The following is a 24,692-nucleotide window of genomic DNA, read 5'->3' as shown; positions in this document are numbered from 1 at the left end:
TGCTATGGTAAAATATTTTAAGCGTCTGAGAGGAGGTTGGGGATGAATCGGATCATCCGTAATACTGGTTTTTATTTAATTATCTTTTTGGTGACCGTTGGGATTTTTCAATTTATCAGCAGCCAAAATGACACGAACGTTGAATTGCGATACGACGAGCTTCGGGCTGCAATTGAATCAGGCAATGTCAAAGAGATCACCCTCAAGTACGAGAATCAAACCTACTTCGTATCTGGTAAATATACGAACAAGCCTGCAGGCGCGGAAACCGATCAGTTTGTTTCGAGAATAGGGGTAAGCGCGGAAGCGCAGATGCGCGATTGGTCGGAGCAATACGGATTTGCTTTGAGCAACAAGGAAATGGACCAGCCTAGCATCTGGCTTACGTTCCTTACATCCATTATTCCGTTTGTCATAATTTTCGTCCTGTTCTTCTTCCTGATGAATCAGGCGCAGGGCGGCGGCGGCAAAGTGATGAACTTCGGCAAGAGCAAAGCCCGCTTGTACAATGAAGAGAAGAAACGGATCACGTTCGAGGACGTGGCGGGGGCCGACGAAGAGAAGCAGGAGCTCGTCGAGGTCGTCGACTTCCTGAAGGATCCGCGCAAGTTCAACCTCGTCGGCGCGCGCATTCCGAAGGGCGTATTGCTCGTCGGTCCTCCGGGTACCGGTAAGACGCTCCTTGCCCGCGCGGTAGCGGGAGAAGCTGGCGTGCCGTTCTTCAGCATCTCCGGCTCCGACTTCGTCGAGATGTTCGTCGGCGTCGGCGCGTCGCGCGTGCGCGACTTGTTCGAGAACGCGAAGAAGAACGCGCCTTGCATTATCTTTATCGACGAGATCGACGCGGTCGGCCGTCAGCGCGGCGCCGGACTCGGCGGCGGCCATGACGAGCGCGAGCAGACGCTGAACCAATTGCTCGTCGAGATGGACGGTTTCGGCGCCAACGAAGGCATCATCATTATCGCGGCGACGAACCGTCCGGATATTCTTGACCCGGCGCTCCTTCGTCCGGGACGCTTCGACCGTCAGATTACGGTTGACCGTCCGGACGTGAAAGGCCGCGAGGCGGTCCTGAAGGTTCATGCGCGCAACAAACCTTTGTCGAAGGACGTTAAGCTGGACGTCATCGCGAAGCGTACGACGGGCTTCAGCGGCGCGGACCTCGAGAACTTGCTTAACGAAGCGGCGCTTCTTGCCGCTCGCCGCAACAAGAAGGACATCGCGATGGTCGAGGTCGACGACGCGATCGACCGCGTCATCGTCGGCACGGAGAAGAAGAGCCGCGTCATCAGCGACCGCGAAAAGCGGATCGTCGCTTACCACGAAGCGGGACATACGGTCGCGGGCTTTTTCTTGGAGCACGCGGATACGGTGCATAAGGTAACGATCATCCCGCGCGGACGCGCCGGCGGATACGTCATTATGCTGCCGAAGGAAGACCGCATGCTGGTGACGAAGCAGGAGCTTCTCGACAAGGTTTGCGGCTTGCTCGCGGGCCGCGTCGCGGAAGAGCTGTTCATCGGTGAAGTCGGTACAGGCGCTTACAGCGACTTCAAGCAAGCGACCGGCATCGTCCGCAGCATGATCATGGAGTACGGCATGAGCGATAAGCTCGGACCGATGCAGTTCGGCAGCTCGCAAGGACAGGTGTTCCTCGGCCGCGACATCGGACACGAGCAGAATTACTCCGATGCGATCGCCTACGAGATCGACCAGGAGATGCAGAGCATTATTACGTCCTGCTACGACCGTACGAAGAAGCTTCTGACGGAGAAGAGCAAGGAGATGCATCTGATCGCCCAGACGCTGCTTAGCGAAGAAACGCTGGAGCTCGAGCAAATTAAAAACTTGATCGAGAGCGGTTCGATTAAGAGCGGCGGCGAAGGCGGTTCGCAAGCGGACGGAGCGGTTGCCGAAACGGCGGCCGATCCAATCGTCGAGACGGTTGGCGACGTGAAGGTGCGGATACAGAAGCGCGATCAGGATGTAACGGACGCGCCCGCGCATGACAAACGCGACCTGCCGGAAGATCCGGATCAGAAGGAATAGGCTTACGGCCTGCTAGAAATACGAATAGTCGTTCCAAGCTCCAGCGGGGCATGGGACGACTATTTTTTTTCTTTATTAATGTTCGGATTTAGCCTATAATACGGAGTGGAAACCTTTAGCAGAATGAAGGAGAATGACGCGGAGGTTTATCTTTTTTGGCCGATATGTTACATATGTGTTACATAAAAAATGAAATCGATGAAATGGTGTAATTAAACCTAACATCAAATGATTGACGTTTATTTTTTTGTAACTATAATGAAATAATAGCGGCCAGGATCAGCAAGAATAAGAAGGTAAGCGGGGTTGCTTGGCAGGACAACAAATTAGAGTAAGGGAGAGCAAGACCATGAAAAAGACATTTAGCTGGACGCTCGTAATGCTTATGGCTTTAACGCTTGTGCTATCGGCATGCGGAGGTGCGAAAAATAACGCCGAGGGCGGCGCCGGCGGCAATGCGGGTCAGAACGGAGAGGAAGTCGAGTCCGACGGTACCGGCAAAGACTTCAATATCGGCATGGTTACCGACGTCGGCGGCGTGAACGACAAATCGTTCAACCAAAGCGCATGGGAAGCGCTCAAGAAAGTAACCGCCGAAACCGGCGCGGCAACGAAATATCTCGAAAGCAAAGGCGACGCCGATATGGAGCCGAACCTGAACAGCTTCGTGAAGGAAGGCTTCGACCTCACTTGGGGCATCGGTTTCCTGTTCAATGAAGCGATGACGAAGGTGGCTACCGAAAATCCGGAAGCCAAGCTGGGCGTTATCGACAGCGAAGTGAAATTGCCGAACGTGGTATCGGTATCGTTCGCCGAGAACGAAGGTTCTTTCCTTGTCGGCGTCGTTGCGGGCATGATGACCAAGACGAATAAAATCGGTTTTGTCGGCGGATTGGAGATCCCGGTTATCAAGAAGTTCGAAGCCGGTTTTAAAGCGGGCATTGCAGCCGTTAAACCGGATGCGAAAGTCGAAGTCAACTATACGGGCGACTTCGGCAAGCCGGACCTCGGCAAGCTTGCGGCGGCCACGATGTACGACGCCGGCGTCGATATTATTTTCCACGCGGCTGGCGGCACGGGCAACGGCGTATTCAACGAAGCGATCGATCGCAAGAAGAATGGAGCAGACATTTGGGTCATCGGCGTTGACAAAGACCAATCGCTCGAGTTCGGCGACGAAGTGACGCTCACTTCGATGATGAAGGGCGTCGAAGCGGCCGTTCATAAAGTGTCCAAGGATCTGATCGCGGGCAACTGGGCCGGCGGAACGACGCAAGTGCTGGGCCTCAAGGACGATGCCGTAGGCTTGCCGGAAACGTCTTCGAAGAACGTACCGGCCGAAGTGCTTGCGAAAGTAGAAGAATACAAACAAAAAATCGTAAGCGGCGAAATTAAGGTGCCGACTGAATAGATTCCGCCATTCAAAGGTATCCTTTGTTTGAGGATCGTTTGTCGACGTAACAGCCAAGACCGGCTTCGGCCGGTCTTTGTCCGTTTAGGCGTCGCCAACTTACGCAAGTATATGTTATCCGGGGAGATGATAAGGTATGGACCGGAACCAGGCAGCCGTGCAGCTCAAAGGAATAACGAAACGTTTTGGCAGCTTTACCGCCAATGATTCCATCGATTTCGAATTGAAAAAAGGACAGATTCATGCGCTGCTCGGCGAGAACGGGGCAGGCAAATCGACGCTTATGAATATCGTATTCGGTCTATATCAGCCCGACGAAGGCGAGATATGGGTGAACGGCGAGAAAACCGTCATTGACGGCGCCGCGAAGGCCATCGGCTTGGGCATCGGAATGGTGCATCAGCATTTTAAGCTCGTGCAGCCGTTCACGGTTGCGGAGAATATCGTGCTTGGCAACGAACCCGTCAAAGGGTTGAAAATCGATTATAAGCAGGCGAACGAGAAAGTTCGGAGCATCTCCGAGCGCTATGGACTGAAAGTCGATCCGCAGGTGCGGATTAAAGATATTACCGTGGGCATGCAGCAGCGGGTGGAAATATTGAAGACGTTATACCGCGGCGCGGACATCGTCATCTTCGACGAGCCGACGGCCGTGCTGACCGTGCAGGAGATCGAAGAGCTCATCGAAATCATACGGAATTTGGCGGCGGAGGGTAAGTCGATCATTATTATTACGCACAAGCTGAAGGAAGTCATGGCGCTCACCGACATGGTGACCGTTATCCGCCGCGGCAAGGTAATCCGCACGCTCCCGACCAAGGAGACGAACGAACGGCAGCTGGCCGAGCTTATGGTCGGCAGGGACGTGAACTTCACCGTGGAGAAAACGAAGCGCCGGCCGGGCGACATCGTGCTTGCCGTCGATGCCTTGCACATGAAGGGCGAACGAAGCAAGAACGTGTTGAACGACGTCACCTTCGAGGTCCGTTCCGGCGAAATTCTCGGCATCGCGGGCGTAGACGGCAACGGGCAGAGCGAGCTAATCTACGCCATTACGGGTATGCGGCCCGTCAGCGGAGGAAGCGTCAGGCTGAATGGACAAGACCTGACGAATCAATCCCCGCGCAAAGTATCGGTGGCCGGCGTCGGCCACATTCCGGAGGATCGGCATAAGCACGGGCTCGTGCTTGATTTCACGCTTAGCGAAAACATGATTCTCGGCAATTATTTCAAGCCCGAATACGGACGTTACGGCTTTATTGACTACAGCGCGATGGATAAGCTCGCGACCCAGCTCGTCGACGAATTCGACGTCCGCACATCGGGCATCGACGCGCAGGCGCGCGCGCTGTCGGGAGGTAATCAGCAGAAGGCGATTATCGCGCGTGAGCTTCACAAAAATCCCGATCTGCTTATCGCGGTTCAGCCGACGAGGGGACTTGACATCGGCGCAATTGAATACGTACATAAACGTCTGGTGCAGGCACGTAACGAAGGAAAGGCGATATTGCTCGTTTCCTTCGAGCTCGACGAGCTCTATGCATTATCCGACCGCATCGCGGTCATGTATGAAGGCCGGTTGATGGGCGAGGTCGACGCCGAGAACCGGGACGATCAGCAGCTCGGCCTGATGATGGCCGGCAACAAAGCGGCGGCAGCGGCAGGAAACGGGGGATAGCGGCCATGGAAAATGCAAAAAAGATTTTTAATAAGACGTCGTTCCTTATTCCGGCCGTCGCCATTCTGCTCGGATTGATCGTCGGGGCGATCGCCATGCTGGCCGGGGGCTACAATCCGATTCTGGCGTACTCGTCGCTGCTCGAGAAGCTGTTCAGCAGCTCCTATAATACGGGGGAAGCGATCCGCGCGATTACGCCGCTCATCTTCACGGGCATCGCGGTCGCTTTCGCCTTCCGTACCGGCTTGTTCAACATCGGCGTCGAAGGACAGTTCATGATGGGCATGACCGGCGCCACGATTGTGGGCGTCACGCTGGATCTGCCCTGGTTCATCCACGCGCCGCTCGCCGTCTTGACGGGTGCAGTGTTCGGCGGCTTGTGGGCGGCCATCGCGGGCGTTCTGAAAGCGTCGCGCGGCGTCAACGAAGTCATCTCCTCTATTATGCTGAACTGGATTGCCTTGTTTCTTTCGAACTTTATCGTGGCGAAGTTTCTCGTCGAAAAGGGTCAGCAGAAGTCGAGGCCCGTCCACGATTCCGCGATGCTGACCATCGACTGGCTGATCGAGCTGATGGACAAGGCGCGGATGCACTGGGGCACGTTCGTGGCGCTGATTTGCGTCGCCCTATTCTACATGCTGCTCTGGCGGACAAAGCAGGGATTCGAATTGCGCGCCGTCGGGCATAACCCAGATGCGGCCTTGTATGCCGGGATGAACGTCAACCGCACGATGGTGAAGTCGATGTTCATCAGCGGCGTGTTCGCGGGTCTTGGCGGCGTCTTCGAAATATTGGGCGTATTCGGCTATCAGACCGTCATGGCGGCCTCTTGGGGCTACGGCTTCGATGGCATCGCCGTCGCGCTGCTCGGCGGCAATACGCCGGTCGGCGTGCTGCTCGGAGCGATCCTGTTCGGCGGACTTACCTACGGTTCGACCGGCATGAGCTTCGGCGCGGGCGTGCCGTCCGAGGTCGTTCGGATCGTGATCGGCTCGGTTATTTTCTTCGTCGCTTCGCACGGGCTCGTGAAGTGGTTCCTGAAGCCGTTCCTCGGCAGGCGCGCAAGCAAGCGGAAGGAGGCGGTGTAGCATGAACGTACTGGATACTATCGGACAGCTGATTAACGTCACGCTCGTATTCTCGACCGCGCTGATTTTTACCGCGCTCGGCGGCATGTACTCGGAGCGCTCCGGCGTCGTAAACATCGGGCTTGAAGGGTTGATGGTCTCGGGCGCTTTCGCTGCCGCCGTCATTACGGATTACGCAAGCCAAGCGGGCTTATCCGCTTCCGCGCCTTGGGTCGGCTTTCTGGCCGCCGCGATATTCGGCGTCTTGATGGCGCTCCTTCACGCGGTATCGACAATTACGTTCCGCGCGGACCAAACGGTCGTCGGCGTCGTAATCAACATTTTTGCACTGGGCTTGGCCATTTATTTAACGAAAAGCTTGTATGAGGGCTCCGGGCAAACGCCTCAGCTCGATAACGTGTTCGAGAAATGGGCGATCCCGGTGCTGAAGGATATTCCTCTGCTAGGCAGAGCGTTCTTCACGGCTTATCCGACGACCTACATCGTGCTCGCGCTTGCGTTCATCAGCTACTTTGTCTTGTTCCGTACGCCGTTCGGCCTTCGCCTCCGCGCGGTCGGCGAGCATCCGAGCTCGGCGGATACGGTCGGGATCAACGTGACGAAATACCGTTACATCGGCGTTTTGCTCAGCGGCGCGCTTGCGGGGCTCGGCGGCGCGACGATCACGCTCACGACGACGAGCAGCTTCGCGCACAATACGATTTCCGGTCAAGGCTTCATCGCGCTTGCTGCGCTCATCTTCGGCAAGTGGAACCCGCTTGGCGTCGTCGGCGCCGCCTTGTTCTTCGGCCTCGCGCAAGCGCTGCGGAATTTCGCCCAGCTGTTCGAGTTCTCGAAGCAAATTCCGGTGGAATTTTATTACATGCTGCCGTACGTGCTGACGCTTATCGTGCTCGCGGGCGCGGTGGGACGCTCGAATGCGCCGGCCGCACTCGGCCAGCCCTACGACCCCGGCAAACGTTAATTCCATGATCGGCACTCAGGCTTCGTTCTTAATCGGAACGAAGCCTTTTGCATAATTTTGAAATTGCTTCTGCAAAAAGGCCTTTAATACATTGACAGTAGCATCTACCACGTGTAAATTAAATCTTAATCAAATGAATTTATGCCTTTTGGTTTAAACTATAGGCAAGCGACTTTCTAAGTTTGTGCATCAATTCACAAAGTGAGCTTGCCCCATTACGGAATGGGTCCTAATGCCCATCCCTCATAAGAGGAGAGGATCTACGGTGGAAGCACTGGCACTGGAACGCAAGGCGGAGCAGAACCGCGAGCTGCGGGAACGGCTAATGCAGTTGAAGAAAGAGCGTAACGCAATCATTCTAGCGCATTATTACCAACGCGACGAGATTCAAGAGGTTGCCGATTTCCGGGGGGATTCCTTCCTGCTCGCGCAGAAAGCCGCGCAGACGGACGCGGATGTCATCGTTTTTTGCGGCGTTCATTTCATGGGCGAGAGCGCGAAGATTCTGGCTCCCAATAAAACGGTGATTATTCCCGACGAGCGAGCGGGCTGTCCGATGGCCGACATGGTGAACGTCGACGGCTTGCGCAAGCTGAAGGCGCAGCATCCGAACGCCACGGTCGTGACGTACATTAACTCGTCCGCGGAAATCAAGGCGGAAACCGACATTTGCTGCACGTCGGCGAATGCGGTCAAGGTCGTCAATTCGGTCGAAGGCGACGAGGTCATCTGGGTGCCGGACAAAAACCTGGGCCATTACGTGCAGCAGCATACCGATAAAAAAATGATTATTTGGGAAGGCTACTGCAACACCCACGACATGCTGACCGTCAAAGACGTAGAGGAAATGAAAGCGAAGTACCCGAACGCGCAATTCGTCGTCCACCCCGAATGCCGTCCGGAAGTCGTCGAGCTGGGCGATTTCGTCGGCAGCACGACCGCCATCATTAAATACTGCAAAGAATCGGATTGCAAGGAGTTCATCGTCGGAACCGAGGATGGCACCGGCTATCAGCTAAGATTGGACAGCCCGGACAAAACCTTCCATTTCGCGTCCAAATATTTGGTTTGCCCGAACATGAAGGTCAACAATTTGAAGAAGCTCGTCAAATGCCTGGAGACGATGCAGCCTCAAATTTACGTGCCGCCCCATGTCGCGGATCAAGCCCGCAAGTCGTTGGAGCGCATGCTACTCGTGAAGTAGCATGCGCTGCTTCCTATGTATAATAATGGAGGGACCGCGATGATTCCCAGATATTTGGTCGACGTGCAGCTGGACGGGCTGCCGGTTATTGAAAAAGACGTGATCGTGATCGGGGCCGGCATTGCCGGTCTTTTTACCGCTATACGGGCGAGCGAGCATAATTCCGTGCTAATGATTACGAAGAAATCGCTGCTCGACAGCAATACGCGCTACGCGCAGGGCGGCATCGCCGCCGTCATCTCCGACGAGGACTCGCCCGCCTACCATAGGCAGGATACGTTGATCGCGGGCGCGGGCTTATGCTCGAACGAAGCGGTCGAGGTGCTCGTCCACGAAGGGCCGAAGGGCGTTCGCAGCTTAATTCAGATGGGCACGCAGTTCGACCTCGAGAACGGCGAGTTCGCGCTGACGAAGGAAGGCGCTCACAGCCAGCGGCGCATTTTGCACGCGAACGGGGACGCGACCGGCTTCGAGATCGTTCGGGCTTTGTCGGAGAACGCGGTCGCCAACCCGAAGATCGAAGTATGGGACGACCATTTCGTCATCGACCTCGTCACGCAGGACGGCGAATGCTGCGGCGCCATCGTTCAGAAGCCCGGCGGCCAGCGCCTGTTCGTGAAGGGCAAGGCGACGATTCTGTGCTCGGGCGGCGCGGGCCAGCTGTACCGGTATACGACGAACCCCGATGTCGCGACCGGAGACGGAATCGCGATGGCCTACCGGGCGGGGGCGTACATTCGGGACGTAGAGTTCGTTCAGTTTCATCCGACCGCCTTGTGCTACCCCGGCGCCCCTCGCTTCCTAATATCCGAGGCAGTTCGCGGCGAAGGGGCCGTGCTGCGCAATATCAAAGGAGAGCGCTTCATGGAGCGGTATCATGAGCAGCTGGAGCTTGCGCCGCGCGACGTGGTGGCAAGGGCGATCGTCAGCGAGATGGAGGAGACGAAGTCGACATTCGTCTATATCGATATTACGCACGAGTCCGCGGAGATGGTGAAGCATCGTTTTCCTACTATATACGAATACTGCTTGAGGTACGGCCTCGATTTGACGTCGGACTGGATTCCGGTCGCGCCTGCGATGCACTATATGATGGGCGGGGTTAAGACCGACCTTAACGGCGAGACGAACATTAAGCGTCTGTTCGCTTGCGGCGAAGTGTCTTCGACAGGCGTTCACGGCGCCAATCGCCTCGCGAGCAACTCGCTGTCCGAAGCGATCGTGTTCGGCCGTAGAATCGTGAAGCGGATCAATGACTTGCCGCCGCTTGATGTCGAACCGAGCCTTCAATTTGAAAGCGAACGCATGACGGCGCCGATTCAGGCGGTCGTGGAGAGAAGGCTGAAGCTGCAGAAGATCATGGTGCGCTACGCCGGTCTTCGCCGCGACGCGAAGGGTCTGGCGAAGGGTCTGGAGGAGCTGAAGCGGCAGCTTCCGATCTACCAGTCGATCTTGACCGAGCGCGAGGAATACGAATTCGCGAATTTGCTCACTTGCGCCTTGTTGACCTCGGAAGCGGCGCTGCGGCGGGAGGAAAGCCGCGGAGCGCATTACCGGGAGGATTTTCCGGCGCGCGACGATTTGATGTGGAGAAGGCATTCGGTGCTGCACCGGCTGCATGGACTGACGGAGGAGCGGATAGAAGATGTATGAGTGGACTGCAGGCGGTTATGACGCGGCCGTGCGCGAGCAAATTCGCGGCTGGCTTGCCGAGGACATAGGAAGCGGCGACGTAACGACCGAGACGACGATTCCGAGGGTATCGCGTTCGAAGGCGGTCATCCATGTGAAGGAAAGCGGCATTATCGCGGGTCTGCCGATCGCGCGGCTCGTTTTTGACGTGGTCGATCCTTCTCTTGCCTTCGAAGCGAAGGTGCAAGACGGCGATCCGGTCGAGAAGGGCACGGTTATCGCGATCGTGGAAGGAAGCACGCACAGTCTGCTGATCGGCGAGCGCTTGGCGCTTAATTTGATGCAGCGGCTGTCCGGCATCGCGACGAAGACGCGCGCTTTCGTGAATGCGCTCGATGGACTGCCTGCGCGGCTCGTCGATACGCGCAAAACGACGCCAGGACACCGGCTGCTCGAGAAATACGCGGTACGCGTAGGCGGCGGGGCCAATCATCGGTTCGGCCTGTACGACGCGGTGATGATCAAGGACAATCATATTAAAGGCGCAGGCGGCATACGGGAAGCCGTCGAGTCGGCCCGCCGCAAAATCCCGCATACGATGAAGATCGAGGTGGAGACGGAGTCGCTTGTCCAGGTGGAAGAGGCGATCGCATGCGGCGCGGATATCATCATGCTCGACAATATGCCGGCCGCGATGATGAAGGATGCGGTGGCGCGCATTAAGCAGACTGCGCCGCATGTCGTCGTGGAGGCGTCGGGCGGCGTTACGTTGGAGACGGTTCGCGTAATCGCGGCTTGCGGCGTCGACGTCATCTCCGTCGGCGGACTGACCTATTCCTTCAACGCGCTTGACATCAGCCTCGACTTGAATGAGAAGAAGGGCGGCGATTCGTTGTGATCCTCGTCATCGACGTCGGAAATACGAACATCGTATTAGGGATATACAAAGGAAAGGAGCTGCTTCATCATTGGCGGCTCAGCACGAACCGTTCCGCGACCGTGGACGAGTACGGCATGAACATTCACAATTTGTTCCATTACGCGGGCGTGAAGCTGGATCAAATGGACGGCGTCATCATCTCGTCGGTGGTACCGCCGCTTATGCGCACGCTGGAGCAGCTTTGTCTCAAATATTTGCGCAAGACGCCGCTCGTCGTCGGGCCGGGCGTGAAGACGGGGCTCAATATCCGCTACGAAAATCCGCGCGAGGTGGGCGCCGACCGGATCGTCAATTCCGTTGCCGGAATCGTCAAGTACGGTACGCCGCTGATCGTCGTCGATTTCGGGACGGCGACGACATTCGATTACATAGACGAAGGCGGCAATTATTTGGGCGGCGCGATCGTGCCGGGCATCGGCATTTCCACCGAAGCGCTGTACCAGCGGGCGGCGAAGCTGCCGCGCATCGAGCTGATGAAGCCGAAGAGCGTCATCGGCCGCAATCCGGTCACTTCGATGCAGGCGGGTATTATTTTTGGCTATGCGGGGCAGGTTGATGGTATTGTCAGACGGATTCGGTCGGAGTTCGGGGTGACGCCGCGCGTCATCGCGACCGGCGGCTTGGCGGAGTTGATTTCCGCCGAATCGGAAACGATAGAAGAGGTTGATCCGCTTCTGACCCTTGAAGGCCTGCGAATTATATATGAACGCAATCAGGAGGGATTATGATGGAAGAGCAGCCGAAGGACGTGCTCGTGCGGGGAACGGCATGGGACGGCAAAATCCGCGTCTTCGCGGCCCGTACGACCCAGCTTGTCGACGATCACCGGCAGCGGCACGGCACGTATCCGACCGCGACCGCGGCGCTTGGCCGTACGTTGACGGCGGGCGTCATCATGGGCGCGATGCTCAAGGGCGACGAGAAGATTATGATTCAGGTAAAGGGCGACGGGCCGCTCGGCCAGATCGTCGTCGACGCCAATGCGAACGGCGAGGTTCGGGGCTACGTCGATAATCCGGAGACGCATCTGCCGAGCAATGCGCAGGGCAAGCTGGACGTGGCCGGCGCCGTCGGCAAGAGCGGCCATATCCATATTACGAAGGATTTGGGATTGAAGGAGCCATACCGCGGCAGCGTTCCGATCATTTCGGGGGAGCTCGGCGAGGACTTCACCTATTATTTTGCGGTGTCGGAGCAGACGCCGTCGGCCGTAGGGCTGGGCGTGCTGGTCGACACGGATAATTCCGTGCTGCATGCGGGCGGATTTATCGTGCAATTGCTGCCGGGCCTTACGGACGCGGAGATCGGAAGGCTCGAGCAGGCGATCGCATCGCTTCCGCCGGTAACGGCGCTCCTGGATCAAGGAGAAACGCCGGAGGGCATTTTGCGCTGGATCGTCGGGGACGATGATTTGCAAATTCTCGATACGATGCATTTGTCCCGCAAGAGCGGAAGCTCCCGCGAGCGTATCGAGCAGACGCTCATCAGCCTTGGCGAGGACGAACTGAAAGCGATCATCGAGGAAGACGGAAAAGCGGAAGTCGTATGCCAATTCAGCAATGACGTGCATACCTTTAACCGGGAGCAGCTGGAGCTGCTGCTGGCTCAAGCAAAGAAGCCTGTCCAATAACCGGAGGCGTCGGGGCAATGAGGAAGAACGAGGTGCTGAAGGCTGTAGTCATATTGCAAGCCGTATGCATGGTTATTTTGGCTGTCGTCGTCGTCGTCAAAGTGTGGCCGGCCGAACGCCTTCCTTCGCATGCGGGGGAAGAAGAGCCCGCCGCGTCCGGGGAGCCCGGCCTGGCGCCTGGATCGGATAAGGATGCCGTTGCCCGGGTCGGATCGGATACGATCACGGCAGGCGAGCTGAGGGATGAGCTGTACAAGCTGCACGGCGATACGGTGTTGCGGACGTTGATGGTTCATAAGGCCATCGATTTGGAGGCGGCGGCCAGCGGGGTTGACGTATTGCCCGAGGAGCTGGACCGCGAGCTGCAGAGCATGATGGAGGGCTACGAGAGCGAAGAGCGCTTCCTCGAGGGAATGAGGGAGCAGCTCGGCATGACCAAGGATCAGCTGCTTGAAGACGTGAAGTATAAGCTGCTGCTCGAGAAAATCGCCGTTAGAAGCGTCAATGTCACCGATGACGAAGTTGACATGTATATCGAGGAGCATCCCGGGGAGTACGCGGCGAAGGAGCGGCTTCATTTGCAATGGATCCTGCTCGAGAGCGAACGGGACGCCGACGCAATATTGGACTCGCTCGCAGGCGGCGAGGATTTCGCCCTGCTCGCGCGAACTTACTCGATCGATGCGTTCACGGCGGAATCGGGCGGCGATTTGGGACTGATCGACGCTGACGATCCTTTCTACGACGCGGAGATGCTCGATACGGCGAGCCGGCTGCAAATCGCGGAGATGGCCGGGCCGATCAAGGTCGAGGACGGCTTCGCCATCATCCGGCTCGTCGAGCGGCAAACGACCGAAGGATTGACAGGGCCGAGGCTGAAGGAAGCCGTACGGAAGCAGCTGGCGCTGGAACGCGCCGATTCGTTGAACGAGCTGGAGGATAAGCTGCTGGCGAAATACGAGGCCGGGAAAACGGATTGAACCGGATCGAGTATGCCGGTTCGGGACTTATTTCGGTTTTGGAGGAAAGTCGCTATTGACAATGGATGCGGTACATTGATAAGATGGAATTAATGAAAAACCAACTGAATTAGTCGGAATAATAAGGAGGCATTCATTTCCATGGCTAAAATTGTACAAAGCATTACCGAACTTATCGGAGATACTCCACTCGTTCGTCTGAATCGTCTCGTACCCGAGGGCAGCGCCGAGATTTACGTCAAGCTTGAATACCAGAACCCTGGCGCGAGCGTGAAGGACCGGATCGCGATCAGCATGATCGAGGTAGCCGAGCAAGAAGGACGCCTGAAGCCTGGCGATACAATTATCGAGCCTACGAGCGGGAACACGGGTATCGGTCTGGCGCTTGTCGCGGCTGCCAAAGGCTACAAAGCGATTCTGGTTATGCCGGAAACGATGAGCATGGAGCGCCGCAACCTGCTTCGCGCTTACGGCGCCGAGCTTGTGCTGACGCCTGGATCGGAAGGCATGAACGGCGCGGTTCGCAAGGCGGAAGAGCTTGCCGCCGAGAATCCGACTTATTTCCTGCCACAGCAATTCAAGAACCAAGCGAACGTGAAAATCCATCGCGAGACGACCGGTCCCGAGATCGTGGAAGCGATTAACTCGCTGGACGGCAAGCTGGACGCGTTCATTGCCGGCATCGGCACGGGCGGTACGATCTCCGGCGCGGGCGAAGTGCTGAAGAAGAACTTCGAAGGCATTAAGATCTACGCGGTAGAGCCCTCCGCTTCCCCGATTCTGTCGGGCGGCAAGCCGGGCCCGCACAAAATCCAAGGCATCGGCGCGAACTTCGTGCCTGATATCCTGAACCGCGACATTTACGACGGCGTCATTACGGTCGAGAACGAAGAAGCGTTCGAATACGCTCGTCGCGCGGCCAAGGAAGAAGGCATCCTTTGCGGCATTTCTTCCGGCGCGGCTATTTTTGCGGCTCTGAAAGTCGCCAAGGAGCTGGGTGCCGGAAAGCGCGTCGTGGCGGTCGTGCCAAGCAACGGCGAACGCTACCTGTCCACGCCGCTGTTCAACTTTGAAAACTAATACGGCGGCTTCACGCCGGAAAGCCTTTCATTCCTCGGAGTGGAAGGCTTTCTTTTTGCCTTTCTATTTTGTATACTTAGCAAAATAAGTGAAGCGATCGGGGGTTTGAAGGTGATGGTCACCGCGCTGGAGCAGTGGATTCGGTGGCACGCCGAGAGGAAGTATACGACGCTGCCTCTTCTGAAGCCGCTGCCGTTGTCTATGGGCGGACGGGCAGTCGTAACGTCCTGGGAAGAGGTATGGCAGGACGCATCTCCTTACGCGTTCGTATTGGAGAGCGGCAAGGACGGCCGGTATACGTATTTGGGCTTGCATCCCGACGGCGTGATTAAGGGAAAAGGGATGAAGGCGGAATCGGTCGAGTTCCCCTCGCCCGAAGAGCAGAAGAAGCGGAAGTGGGAAGGGAAGCCGCTGGAGGTCGTTCGCGAGTGGATGAGCGGGCATTGCGGGCCAAGGCTTCAGGAGGGGCCCAAGTGGCTGGGCGGCTGCGCCGGGTTTTGGAGCTACGACGTCGTGCGGTCGATCGAGCGGCTGCCCGAGCTCGCAATCGACGATACGGGTTTGCCGGATTATCTTTTTCTCCGCATGAACGAGCTGTGGATCATCGATCATGAGCAGATGCTTGTCTATTGCGTCGTTCACGCGCGAATCGAACCCGAAGCTGGCGAAGACGAACTGCGGGATGCCTACGAGCGCGCGCTGTCGAGGGTCGAAGGGATGAGCGACTATTGGCTTACCTGGTTCGAAGCCGGAGAGGCGCGGGAGCGCGCGGAAGCGCTTAGGGCGGAGCGTCTGCGCCTGACGGAAGGCGACCGCCTGCAAATCGACGTGGAGGCGATGACGGGGCTGACGTCGCCGTTCGCGAAGGAAGCTTACATGGAAGCGGTGAAGCGCATTCGGCGCTATATCGGAGACGGCGACGTGTTCCAGGTCAACCTGTCGGTCCGGCAGAGCCGGGCGACCGCAACGCCGCCGGAGGAGCTGTACGAATGGCTGAGGCTGTTCAATCCGTCGCCGTATATGGGCTTCCTGCGCTGTCCCGACTTCCAGCTCGTATCGGCCTCGCCGGAGCTGCTCGTCGAGCTCTCCGGGGACAAGCTTGCGACGCGCCCGATCGCGGGAACGCGGCGGCGCGGGCGGACGGAGGAGGAGGACCGGCGCCTCGCCGAGGAGCTCCGCACGAACGAGAAGGAGCGGGCCGAGCATATTATGCTCGTCGATTTGGAGCGGAACGACCTTGGGCGCATATCGGCTTACGGTACGGTGAAGGTAGAGGAGCTTATGGTCATCGAGCAGTACTCCCACGTCATGCATCTCGTGTCCCAGGTGGAGGGGAGGCTGGCGGGCGGCAAGGATGCTTACGACGTCATTGCGGCGACGTTCCCCGGCGGTACGATTACGGGAGCGCCGAAAATCCGCACGATGGAGATCATCGAGGAGCTGGAGCCGGTGCGCAGAGGCGCTTACACGGGCTCGCTCGGGTGGATTGACTATAGCGGCGATATGGAATTTAATATTATTATTCGAACGATGGCCGTCCGGGACGGCGTCGTGCACATTCAAGCGGGAGCGGGCATCGTAATCGATTCCGATCCGGAGCGGGAATACAAGGAGTCCTTGAACAAAGCCAAGGCGTTGTGGAAGGCCATTCAATACAGCGAACGGTTCGCGTCGGGCGAACGGATAGCGGAAAGCGACGAAGGAGGAGCGCCAAGATGATACTCGTAATCGACAATTATGATTCTTTCACGTATAACCTGGTGCAATATTTGGGAGAGCTTGGGGAAGAGATTATCGTCAAGCGCAATGACGAGATCGATTTGGCGGGCATTGAAGCGCTCGCGCCGGATCATATTCTCATTTCGCCCGGCCCTTGCTCGCCGAACGAAGCGGGAATCAGCCTTTCGCTCATCGAGCATTTTAAAGGGAAAATCCCGATCTTCGGCGTATGCCTCGGGCACCAATCGATCGGACAAGCGTTCGGCGGCGAAGTGGTGCGGGCCGAGCGGCTGATGCACGGCAAAACGTCGGAAATCCGCCATACCGGCAAATCGGTGTTCGCGGGAATGCCGTCCCCGTTCACCGCGACGCGCTACCACTCGCTGATCGTCCGCCGCGAGACGCTGCCGGACTGCCTCGAGGTGACGGCCGAGACCGAAGAAGGCGAGATTATGGGCTTGCGGCACAAGGAGTATGCCGTTGAAGGGGTGCAGTTCCACCCCGAATCGATTATAACGGAGCACGGTCACACGATGCTTCGCAATTTCTTGCGGAACCGGACGGGTTCGGCGCGATGAAGCTCGCGCTGAACGGCTCCGTCATGGAGGCAAGCGAAGCCGTGATCTCGGTCTACGATCACGGTTTTTTGTACGGAATCGGTTTGTTCGAGACGTTCCGCACGTACGGGGGAATTCCTTATTTATTGGACCGGCATTTGAAGCGGCTTCTTGAAGGCTGCGGGCAGCTGGGCATTCCCTATGAAGCCGATCAAAAGCGGCTCGCCGCATCGATCCGGGAGCTGCTCTCCGTTAACGGGCTGGACGACGGCTACGTACGCCTGACGGTTAGCGCGGGCGAAGCGGAGCTTGGCTTGCCCGCCGGCGATTATGACCGGCCAAGCGAGCTGCTGCTCGTCAAGCCGCTGCCGCCGCCCCCGCCCGCGGGCGGGAAGGAGCTGCGGCTGCTGCGGACGCGCCGCAATACGCCGGAAGGCCATGTCCGATTTAAATCGCTACATTATATGAACAATATAATAGCGAAGCGGGAGCTGCTTGCGAGCGGCGCCTCCGCGGGCGCGGAAGGCTTGATGCTGAGCCGCGACGGGGACTGGGTAGCCGAAGGGATCGTGAGCAATCTGTTTTTTGCCGAGGGGGGCGTCGTGCACACGCCTTCCGTCGCGACCGGCATATTGCCCGGCATTACGCGCGCCCGGGTCCTGGAGCTGGCCCGCGAAGCGGGGTACGAGACGAGGGAGGGGCTGTACGGCTGGAACCGGCTTCTGGAGGCCGACGAAATATGGCTGACGAACTCCATTCAAGAGCTTGTGCCGGTTAAGGCGTTGACGGATGAGGAAGGACGGACCCGGCCGGTCGGCCGGGCGGAACCGGGCGCGATCGCGATGCGGTTGCTGTCGATCTATAAGGAAACGACGATAATCGGTCGAATGTAAGCGCGGGAAGGGACTTTTCCGCGACAACGATAGGAATTGGCGGTGAATGGGCATGAACCGAAAGCCTGAATTCTGGAAGCGCGCGTACGACCTGGGCGAGGGCGTGAAGCTTGAGCTCGGGGAGCGCACGTTAATTATGGGAATATTGAACGCTACGCCCGACTCCTTCTCGGACGGCGGGCGTTATACGCAGCTGGACGCCGCGGTCGCGCACGCGCGGGCTATGGTGAAGGAAGGGGCCGACATCATTGACGTCGGCGGCGAATCGACGCGTCCCGGCTTCGAGCCGGTACCGCTTGCGGAAGAGCTTCGGCGCATCGTGCCCGTCATCCGGGCCTTGCGGGAAGCGCTGCCTCATGTGCCGATTTCGATCGACACCTACAAGGCGGAAGCGGCCCGCGGCGCGCTGGAAGCCGGCGCGCATATCATCAACGACATCTGGGGCCTCAAGGGAGACCCCAATATGGCCGCCGTCGCGGCCGAATACGGCTGCCCCGTGATCGCCAGCCATAACCGCCACGCCCGGGACTACAACGACCTCGTCCCGGACGTGCTCGCCGACCTGCAAGGCAGTGTCGCCATCGCCCGCGCGGCCGGCGTAGCCGACGACCGGATCTGGCTCGATCCCGGCATCGGCTTCGCCAAAACGTACGAGGACAACCTCGAGCTGCTCGGCCGCCTATCGGACCTGACGGCGCTCGGCTATCCGGTGCTGCTCGGCACCTCGCGCAAGCGGTTCATCCGGCAGACGCTGAACCTGCCGGTGGAAGAGCTCGCGGAGGGGACGGCGGCGACCGTCGCCCTCGGGATCGCGCACGGCTGCCAGATCGTGCGCGTGCACGACGTCCGCGCGATGAAGCGCACCGCGCTGATGACCGACGCCATCGTCTACCGAGGCTGACGGACGGCACCCGTTATTCCTCATCTACGGATCGGAGAGTGAACGAATTGGATAGAATGATCATTAAAGGAATGAAATTTTACGGCTATCACGGCGTGTTTCCGGAAGAGAACAAGCTGGGCCAGCAATTTTTCGTCGATATCGAGCTCCTCATGGATCTGGAGAAGGCGGCGCAATCCGACGATCTCGCCTTCACGATCAATTACGCCGAAATTCACGCGTTTGCCAAAGCGATCGTGGAAGGGCCTCCTTTTCAATTAATCGAAGCGTTGACGGGCCACGTTGCATCGCGGGTATTGGAGGCTTATACTATGGTAAATGAAGTGACGGTTCGAGTAACGAAGCCGCATCCGCCGTTCGACATCCACTTCGACGGAGTCACGGTCGAGCTGCGCAGAAAGCGGGATCCCGATGGACGATCAATTCCCGCGTGACGGCGCTTGGGCGGAAGCCTACGTCGCTCTCGGCTCCAACATGGGAGACCGCGAGCGCCTGCTGCGGAAGGCGATCGCGCTGATCGACGCGCACCCCGCTATCGAAGTGGGCCGAATATCGGGCATTTACGAGACCGATCCGGTCGGGTACACCGAGCAGCCGCCTTTTCTGAACATGGCGCTTGCGGTAACGACGTCCCTCGAGCCGATCGGGCTGCTTCGGCAGCTTCTGGCCATCGAGCAGCAGCTCGGACGAGTCAGGGAAATACGTTGGGGACCGAGAACCATTGACCTCGATCTCCTCCTATATCATAATGTCAGAATGGATCAAGAGGAGCTGACGCTGCCCCATCCGCGCATGATGGAGCGGTCGTTCGTGCTGGTGCCGCTGAATGACGTGCTCGATGCCGCGCATCCGCTGAGGGAGCGGGTGGAGGCAGCGTCCGAGGCGGCGCTTCGGAATGGAAAGGAAGGCATTACGTTATGGAAAACAATCAATTGGCGCAGCGCGTCAGAGCCTTTCGGAAGCTGAAGGGCTACACTCAGCAAGAGCTGGCCAAGGAGCTTGGCGTATCGGTGGCCGTGCTCGGCTCGCTCGAGCGCGGGACGAGGCGAACGGACCCGAAGCTGCTGGGCCATATTGCCAAAACGCTCGGCATCAGCTACGAGGAACTGATGTCCGATGATCGCGAATAATTCGAGAAATAAGTGAAAAGGAGCTAGGAGCGACATGCTGAAAATCGGAGACATCGAGATGAAGAACAGAGTGGTGCTGGCGCCGATGGCAGGCGTGTGCAACCCGGCTTTTCGATTGATTGCCAAAGAGTTCGGAACAGGCCTTGTCTGCGCGGAGATGGTAAGCGACAAGGCGATTTTGCACGGAAACAAACGGACGATGGAGATGCTGTTCGTAGACGAGCGGGAGAAGCCGCTCAGCCTGCAAATTTTCGGGGGCGACCGGGAGTCGCTCGTCGAGGCGGCCAAGGTCGTCGACCGGCAGACCAACGCGGATATAATCGATATCAATATGGGCTGTCCGGTACCGAAGGTGACCAAATGCGATGCGGGAGCCCGCTGGCTGCTCGATCCGAACAAAATTTACGAGATGGTATCGTCTGTCGTGGACGCCGTGCAGAAGCCGGTAACGGTGAAGATGCGCATCGGCTGGGACGATGAGCATATCTATGCGGTCGAGAACGCGCAGGCCGTGGAGCGCGCGGGAGGCAAAGCCGTCAGCGTGCATGGACGTACCCGCGAGCAGCTGTATACGGGCAAGGCGAATTGGGACATTATAAAGGATGTTAAGGATGCGGTATCCATCCCCGTCATCGGGAACGGCGACGTATTTTCCCCGGAGGACGCGAAGCGCATGCTCGAGCACACGGGCTGCGACGGCGTCATGATCGGCCGCGGCGCGCTCGGCAATCCGTGGATGCTGTACCGGACGATCCAATATTTGACGAACGGCGAGCTGCTTGGCGATCCGACCCCGCGCGAGAAGATGGAGGTCGCCATTTTGCACCTGGACCGGTTGATCGCGCTCAAGAGCGAACCGGTTGCCGTGCGCGAGATGCGCAAGCATCTGGCATGGTACTTGAAGGGGCTGCCGGGCGGCGCGCGCGTGAAGGACGTCATTATGGAAGAGACGGGACGGGACCGGATGGTAGCGATTCTGGAGAACTATGTGAGGTCGCTTGAAGAAGGCTCGGAATTTCATGCAGCGGGCACCGCTTCGGAAGGGGAATCGCACTCAGCCGAGGGGATCGCCCACTGATTTCGAATATAGATCGGCGGCGGCTCATGCTTGTCGCAGGCGTAATCCGACACCGTTAGACAAAAGCCGCAATCATGCGGCTTCTGTTGCACAAGGAGATAGTGAAACGGTTTCACTGGATCGTCTGGCTTTGATTGACATTCAGGGTACCTTTGCAATATAATCTTGCAATATAATCAAACCGCACATCACGAGCGCGCTTCCAACAGCTTAGGTATGATGGCAACGAAGCGTAATATATTAGGTATCAGTGAATTCATACAAGGTATGAAAATAAGTCACACGACAGGAGAATCGGAAAGATGAACGATAAGCAAATCATTCTGACTCAAGAAGGGCTGCGCAAGCTCGAAGACGAATTAGAGAACCTGAAGTCGGTCAAACGTCGTGAAGTGGCGGAGCGTATTAAGATTGCGATCGGATATGGCGATATTAGCGAGAACTCGGAGTACGAGGACGCGAAGAACGAGCAGGCTTTTATCGAAGGCCGCATTATTACCCTTGAGAAAATGCTGCGCAACGCGCGTATTATAAATAACGACGACATTGATATCGATACGGTAAGCATCGGTTCGATCGTAACGGTGGAAGATTTGGAGTATGGCGACACGATGGAATATTCTATCGTCGGCACGGCCGAATCCGATCCGCTGCAGAACAAGATTTCGAACGAAAGCCCGGTTGGCAAAGCGATTTTGGGCAAGAAAAAAGGAACGGTCGTAGAAGTCAGCGTACCTGTCGGCATTATTCAATACAAAATTATCGATATCAAAAAATAAGGTTTGCTAGGTGCGGATCGGAAAGCTTCCTTGTCGGAAGCTTTTTGAACGTTCCCGAACGTATCAAGGAGATGAAGAAGTGGAACATGAGAACAACGAGCAGGAGCTGAGCGAGCTTCTGCAAATACGCAGAGACAAGCTGGATGAGCTTCGGGCTTTGGGCGTCGATCCTTTCGGACGCAAATTCGAACGCACTCATAACGCCAAAGATATTGTACAAGCCTATGAAGAGCAGACGAAAGAGGAGCTGGAAGCGCAAGGGGTCAAGGTCAGCATCGCCGGCCGGATCATGCAGAAGCGCGGAATGGGCAAGGCGGGCTTCGCGCACATTCAGGATTTAAGCGGCAAAATTCAAATCTACGTTCGCAAGGATACCGTCGAAGAGAACAAATTCGCCGCGTTCGACATGCTCGACATCGGGGATATCGTCGGCGTTCGCGGCGTCGTGTTCAAGACGAACACGGGCGAGGTTTCGGTTAAGGCGCTCGATGTCGAAGTGTTGACGAAATCGCTGCTTCCGCTGCCCGACAAATATCACGGCTTGAAAGACGTCGAGCTTCGCTACCGTCAGCGCTATGTGGACTTGATCGTCAATCCGGACGTACAGCAGACGTTCATCACCCGTTCCAAAATCATTCAATCGATGCGCCGTTACCTGGACTCCCGCGGTTATTTGGAGGTCGAAACGCCGACGCTTCACGCCATTGCGGGCGGCGCGGCGGCGAAGCCGTTCATCACGCACCACAACGCGCTGGATATGCAGCTGTACATGCGGATCGCGATCGAGCTTCATTTGAAGCGTCTCATCGTGGGCGGTTTGGAGAAAGTCTACGAAATCGGGCGCGTATACCGGAACGAAGGCATTTCGACGCGCCATAATCCGGAGTTTACGATGATCGAGCTGTATGAGGCCTATGCCGATTATAAGGACATCATGTCGTTAACCGAGAATCTGATCGCGCATATCGCGCAAGAGGTATTAGGCACGACGATAATCAAATACCAGGACTACGAAGTCGATCTGACGCCGCAGTGGCGCCGCGTATCGATGGTAGACCTCGTCAAGGAGACGACGGGCGTCGATTTCAACGTTCAGATGAGCGATGAAGAGGCGCATCGCCTGGCGAAGGAACATAAGGTCGCCGTCGACCCGCACATGACGTTCGGTCATATCGTGAATGCGTTTTTCGAGCAATTCTGCGAGCATACGCTCATTCAGCCGACGTTCGTAACCGGCCATCCGGTAGCGATTTCGCCGCTTGCGAAGAAGAGCGAGACCGACCCTCGCTTCACGGACCGGTTCGAGCTGTTCATCGTCGCGCGCGAGCACGCGAACGCCTTCACCGAGCTGAACGATCCGATCGATCAACGCGAGCGGTTCGAATCGCAGCTCGTCGAACGCGAGCAAGGCAACGACGAAGCGCATGAAATGGACGACGATTTCATCCGCGCGCTGGAATACGGCATGCCGCCGACCGGCGGCCTCGGCATCGGCATCGACCGTCTGGTCATGCTGCTGACCAACTCGCCGTCGATCCGCGACGTGCTGCTGTTCCCTCATATGAGAGATCAGCGCAGCGAATAGAGCTAAATGGATATAACCGCCCGGCCTTTGCAGGCATGGCGGTTTTTCTATTTTTGAAGGGGAATAAAACCTACCAAATTTTGAGCAATTTTTCGGTTTTCGTATTGAAATGATAGATTCCTATGGTAAGATAGAACTAATAAAGCTTATACGATAATGGCAAACCTGTCGAAAGGCAGGGACGCAAAGCTATAGGGCCTTCCGAATGGATGGCAGCCTGGCCGCCGAAAGGAGTTTTATTTGTGCGCAAATTTATTTTGCTCGTCGTATCCGCATTTCTTTTATTCGCTGCCATGAACGTAAGCGCGGCGTCTGCCGCGAGCGGCTCGGAATGGCTGAATCAAGCCGGGCTCGCGGAGGGAATCGTCTCCGTCAAGTACGCCGTGAAAGCCAAAGTAAAGACGAAGCTGATGATCGCCAAAGGCTCGGAGAAGTATACATACAACTTGACGGCCGGGAAGAAGGAGGAATTTTTCCCTCTGCAGCTCGGCAACGGCGAGTACACGGTTTCTTTGCTCGAGCACGTATCGGGCACGAAGTACAAGGTCGTTAAGAAAGAAACCGTCAAGCTGAACATGAAAGAGAACCAGAAGGTTTTTCTGAACTCGGTGCAAAATATTGCTTGGACAAGCTCCGGCGTCGCGGCCGTCAAGGCCAAGGAGCTGACGAAAGGACTAAAAACCGATACCGAGAAGATCAAAGCCATTCACGACTATATCATTACCAATATTAAATATGACGATCAATTGGCGGCGAAGGTGCCAGACGATTACCTCCCGAACATCGACAATACGCTCAAAACCAAGAAAGCGATCTGCTACGGCTACGCATCGTTGTTCGCGGCCATGCTCCGCAGCATAAACATTCCGACCAAGCTCGTGATGGGGGAGTCGGCCTATGTGGAAGTCTATCACGCTTGGAATGAGGTATGGTTGAACGGGAAGTGGATAACGGTTGATACGACGGTCGACGCCGGACTGAAGAAGAGCAAGAAGAAAGTCGAGTTAATAAAAGATTCAGCGAAATATACGCCGAATAGACAATATTGATTAGCGAGTCCGGACAAGCCGGCGCCCTAGGGCGTTTGGCTTGTTTTTTTGCGGAACGATCGACCATTTATTATGATCGAAAAAAAAGCTTGCAATCGAATAGGCAAACGTGATATATTATCAAAGTCGCCGCTGAGACATAGCGCCGACGTGATAGAAAAGCTTGTTCTTTGAAAACTGAACAACGAGTGAAACTGCCCCGTTAATCCACATGGATTAATGGAAAAGCGATACAAAGAAATGAGTCATCAAACACCAATATGGAGAGTTTGATCCTGGCTCAGGACGAACGCTGGCGGCGTGCCTAATACATGCAAGTCGAGCGGAGTTAATCCTTCGGGGTTG

Annotated in this window: 23 protein-coding genes, 1 rRNA gene and 1 riboswitch; all 24 genes read left to right on the top strand. The window is 57.0% G+C overall.

Translation table 11 applies throughout. The annotated features are described in order from the left end of the window. Window positions 1-42: 42 nt before the first annotated feature. Complete coding sequence (ftsH, locus tag IDH41_RS29195) at window positions 43-2,049, top strand: ATP-dependent zinc metalloprotease FtsH (RefSeq protein ID WP_190867527.1); 2,007 nt, start codon at window positions 43-45, stop codon at window positions 2,047-2,049. Window positions 2,050-2,398: 349 nt separating this feature from the next. After that, window positions 2,399-3,460 (top strand): BMP family lipoprotein, encoded by a 1,062-nt coding sequence (locus IDH41_RS29190; protein ID WP_190867525.1) that lies wholly within the window; start codon window positions 2,399-2,401, stop codon window positions 3,458-3,460. A gap of 136 nt (window positions 3,461-3,596) precedes the next feature. Then, complete coding sequence (locus tag IDH41_RS29185; protein WP_190867524.1) at window positions 3,597-5,138, top strand: ABC transporter ATP-binding protein; 1,542 nt, start codon at window positions 3,597-3,599, stop codon at window positions 5,136-5,138. 5 nt (window positions 5,139-5,143) lie between these two features. Next, window positions 5,144-6,226 carry an ABC transporter permease gene (locus IDH41_RS29180; protein ID WP_190867522.1) on the top strand — a complete coding sequence of 361 codons (1,083 nt, stop codon included), beginning with the start codon at window positions 5,144-5,146 and terminating at the stop codon, window positions 6,224-6,226. Between the two features lies 1 nt (window position 6,227). Further along, the gene (locus IDH41_RS29175; RefSeq protein WP_190867520.1) at window positions 6,228-7,190 is read left to right on the top strand and encodes an ABC transporter permease; all 963 of its coding nucleotides are present in this window, start codon (window positions 6,228-6,230) and stop codon (window positions 7,188-7,190) included. A gap of 265 nt (window positions 7,191-7,455) precedes the next feature. After that, window positions 7,456-8,394, top strand: a complete 939-nt coding sequence (gene nadA, locus IDH41_RS29170) for a quinolinate synthase NadA (RefSeq protein WP_190867518.1) — start codon at window positions 7,456-7,458, stop codon at window positions 8,392-8,394. A 39-nt stretch (window positions 8,395-8,433) separates the two neighbouring features. Continuing rightward, window positions 8,434-10,047 (top strand): L-aspartate oxidase, encoded by a 1,614-nt coding sequence (gene nadB, locus IDH41_RS29165; RefSeq protein ID WP_190867516.1) that lies wholly within the window; start codon window positions 8,434-8,436, stop codon window positions 10,045-10,047. After that, a complete protein-coding gene (gene nadC / locus IDH41_RS29160) occupies window positions 10,040-10,924 on the top strand; it encodes a carboxylating nicotinate-nucleotide diphosphorylase (RefSeq protein ID WP_190867514.1) in 885 nt (294 codons plus the stop codon). The genes nadB and nadC overlap by 8 nt, the downstream gene beginning before the upstream one ends. Continuing rightward, on the top strand, window positions 10,921-11,694 hold the full coding sequence (locus IDH41_RS29155; RefSeq protein ID WP_190867512.1) for a type III pantothenate kinase: 774 nt from the start codon (window positions 10,921-10,923) through the stop codon (window positions 11,692-11,694). The genes nadC and IDH41_RS29155 overlap by 4 nt, the downstream gene beginning before the upstream one ends. Beyond that, a complete protein-coding gene (hslO, locus tag IDH41_RS29150) occupies window positions 11,694-12,596 on the top strand; it encodes an Hsp33 family molecular chaperone HslO (RefSeq protein WP_397328763.1) in 903 nt (300 codons plus the stop codon). The genes IDH41_RS29155 and hslO overlap by 1 nt, the downstream gene beginning before the upstream one ends. A 17-nt stretch (window positions 12,597-12,613) precedes the next feature. Then, entirely contained in the window at window positions 12,614-13,576 is a 963-nt protein-coding gene (locus IDH41_RS29145; protein WP_190867508.1) for a peptidylprolyl isomerase, read from the top strand. Between the two features lie 141 nt (window positions 13,577-13,717). Next, entirely contained in the window at window positions 13,718-14,656 is a 939-nt protein-coding gene (gene cysK / locus IDH41_RS29140) for a cysteine synthase A (RefSeq protein ID WP_190867507.1), read from the top strand. A 114-nt stretch (window positions 14,657-14,770) separates the two neighbouring features. Further along, window positions 14,771-16,375, top strand: a complete 1,605-nt coding sequence (locus IDH41_RS29135; RefSeq protein ID WP_190867549.1) for an anthranilate synthase component I family protein — start codon at window positions 14,771-14,773, stop codon at window positions 16,373-16,375. Then, window positions 16,372-16,953 carry an aminodeoxychorismate/anthranilate synthase component II gene (pabA, locus tag IDH41_RS29130; RefSeq protein ID WP_190867505.1) on the top strand — a complete coding sequence of 194 codons (582 nt, stop codon included), beginning with the start codon at window positions 16,372-16,374 and terminating at the stop codon, window positions 16,951-16,953. The genes IDH41_RS29135 and pabA overlap by 4 nt, the downstream gene beginning before the upstream one ends. Continuing rightward, a complete protein-coding gene (pabC, locus tag IDH41_RS29125; protein ID WP_190867504.1) occupies window positions 16,950-17,825 on the top strand; it encodes an aminodeoxychorismate lyase in 876 nt (291 codons plus the stop codon). Before pabA ends, pabC begins: the two co-directional genes overlap by 4 nt. 52 nt (window positions 17,826-17,877) lie before the next feature. Continuing rightward, window positions 17,878-18,726, top strand: coding sequence for a dihydropteroate synthase (folP, locus tag IDH41_RS29120; RefSeq protein WP_190867502.1), 849 nt, complete (start codon window positions 17,878-17,880; stop codon window positions 18,724-18,726). A 47-nt stretch (window positions 18,727-18,773) separates the two neighbouring features. Continuing rightward, window positions 18,774-19,160: a dihydroneopterin aldolase gene (folB, locus tag IDH41_RS29115; protein ID WP_190867500.1), complete on the top strand. Its 387-nt coding sequence runs from the start codon at window positions 18,774-18,776 to the stop codon at window positions 19,158-19,160. After that, on the top strand, window positions 19,138-19,692 hold the full coding sequence (gene folK, locus IDH41_RS29110; RefSeq protein ID WP_190867498.1) for a 2-amino-4-hydroxy-6-hydroxymethyldihydropteridine diphosphokinase: 555 nt from the start codon (window positions 19,138-19,140) through the stop codon (window positions 19,690-19,692). The genes folB and folK overlap by 23 nt, the downstream gene beginning before the upstream one ends. Further along, window positions 19,644-19,856 (top strand): helix-turn-helix domain-containing protein, encoded by a 213-nt coding sequence (locus IDH41_RS29105; protein WP_190867496.1) that lies wholly within the window; start codon window positions 19,644-19,646, stop codon window positions 19,854-19,856. The genes folK and IDH41_RS29105 overlap by 49 nt, the downstream gene beginning before the upstream one ends. 34 nt (window positions 19,857-19,890) lie before the next feature. Further along, window positions 19,891-20,934 (top strand): tRNA dihydrouridine synthase DusB, encoded by a 1,044-nt coding sequence (gene dusB, locus IDH41_RS29100; RefSeq protein WP_190867494.1) that lies wholly within the window; start codon window positions 19,891-19,893, stop codon window positions 20,932-20,934. 302 nt (window positions 20,935-21,236) lie between these two features. Then, window positions 21,237-21,713 carry a transcription elongation factor GreA gene (gene greA, locus IDH41_RS29095; protein ID WP_190867485.1) on the top strand — a complete coding sequence of 159 codons (477 nt, stop codon included), beginning with the start codon at window positions 21,237-21,239 and terminating at the stop codon, window positions 21,711-21,713. Window positions 21,714-21,792: 79 nt separating this feature from the next. Next, on the top strand, window positions 21,793-23,298 hold the full coding sequence (gene lysS / locus IDH41_RS29090) for a lysine--tRNA ligase (RefSeq protein WP_190867483.1): 1,506 nt from the start codon (window positions 21,793-21,795) through the stop codon (window positions 23,296-23,298). Between the two features lie 148 nt (window positions 23,299-23,446). After that, window positions 23,447-23,527: riboswitch (cyclic di-GMP riboswitch) on the top strand. Window positions 23,528-23,540: 13 nt separating this feature from the next. Then, the gene (locus IDH41_RS29085) at window positions 23,541-24,347 is read left to right on the top strand and encodes a transglutaminase domain-containing protein (RefSeq protein ID WP_190867481.1); all 807 of its coding nucleotides are present in this window, start codon (window positions 23,541-23,543) and stop codon (window positions 24,345-24,347) included. Window positions 24,348-24,604: 257 nt separating this feature from the next. After that, window positions 24,605-24,692: ribosomal RNA gene (locus IDH41_RS29080) — 16S ribosomal RNA — on the top strand; the annotation flags it as partial.

The organism is Paenibacillus arenilitoris (assembly GCF_014705655.1).
Classification (GTDB): Bacteria; Bacillota; Bacilli; order Paenibacillales; family Paenibacillaceae; genus Pristimantibacillus; species Pristimantibacillus arenilitoris.
The sequence above is the reverse complement of the archived record's forward strand: the minus strand, read 5'-3'. Positions and strand labels throughout refer to the sequence as shown.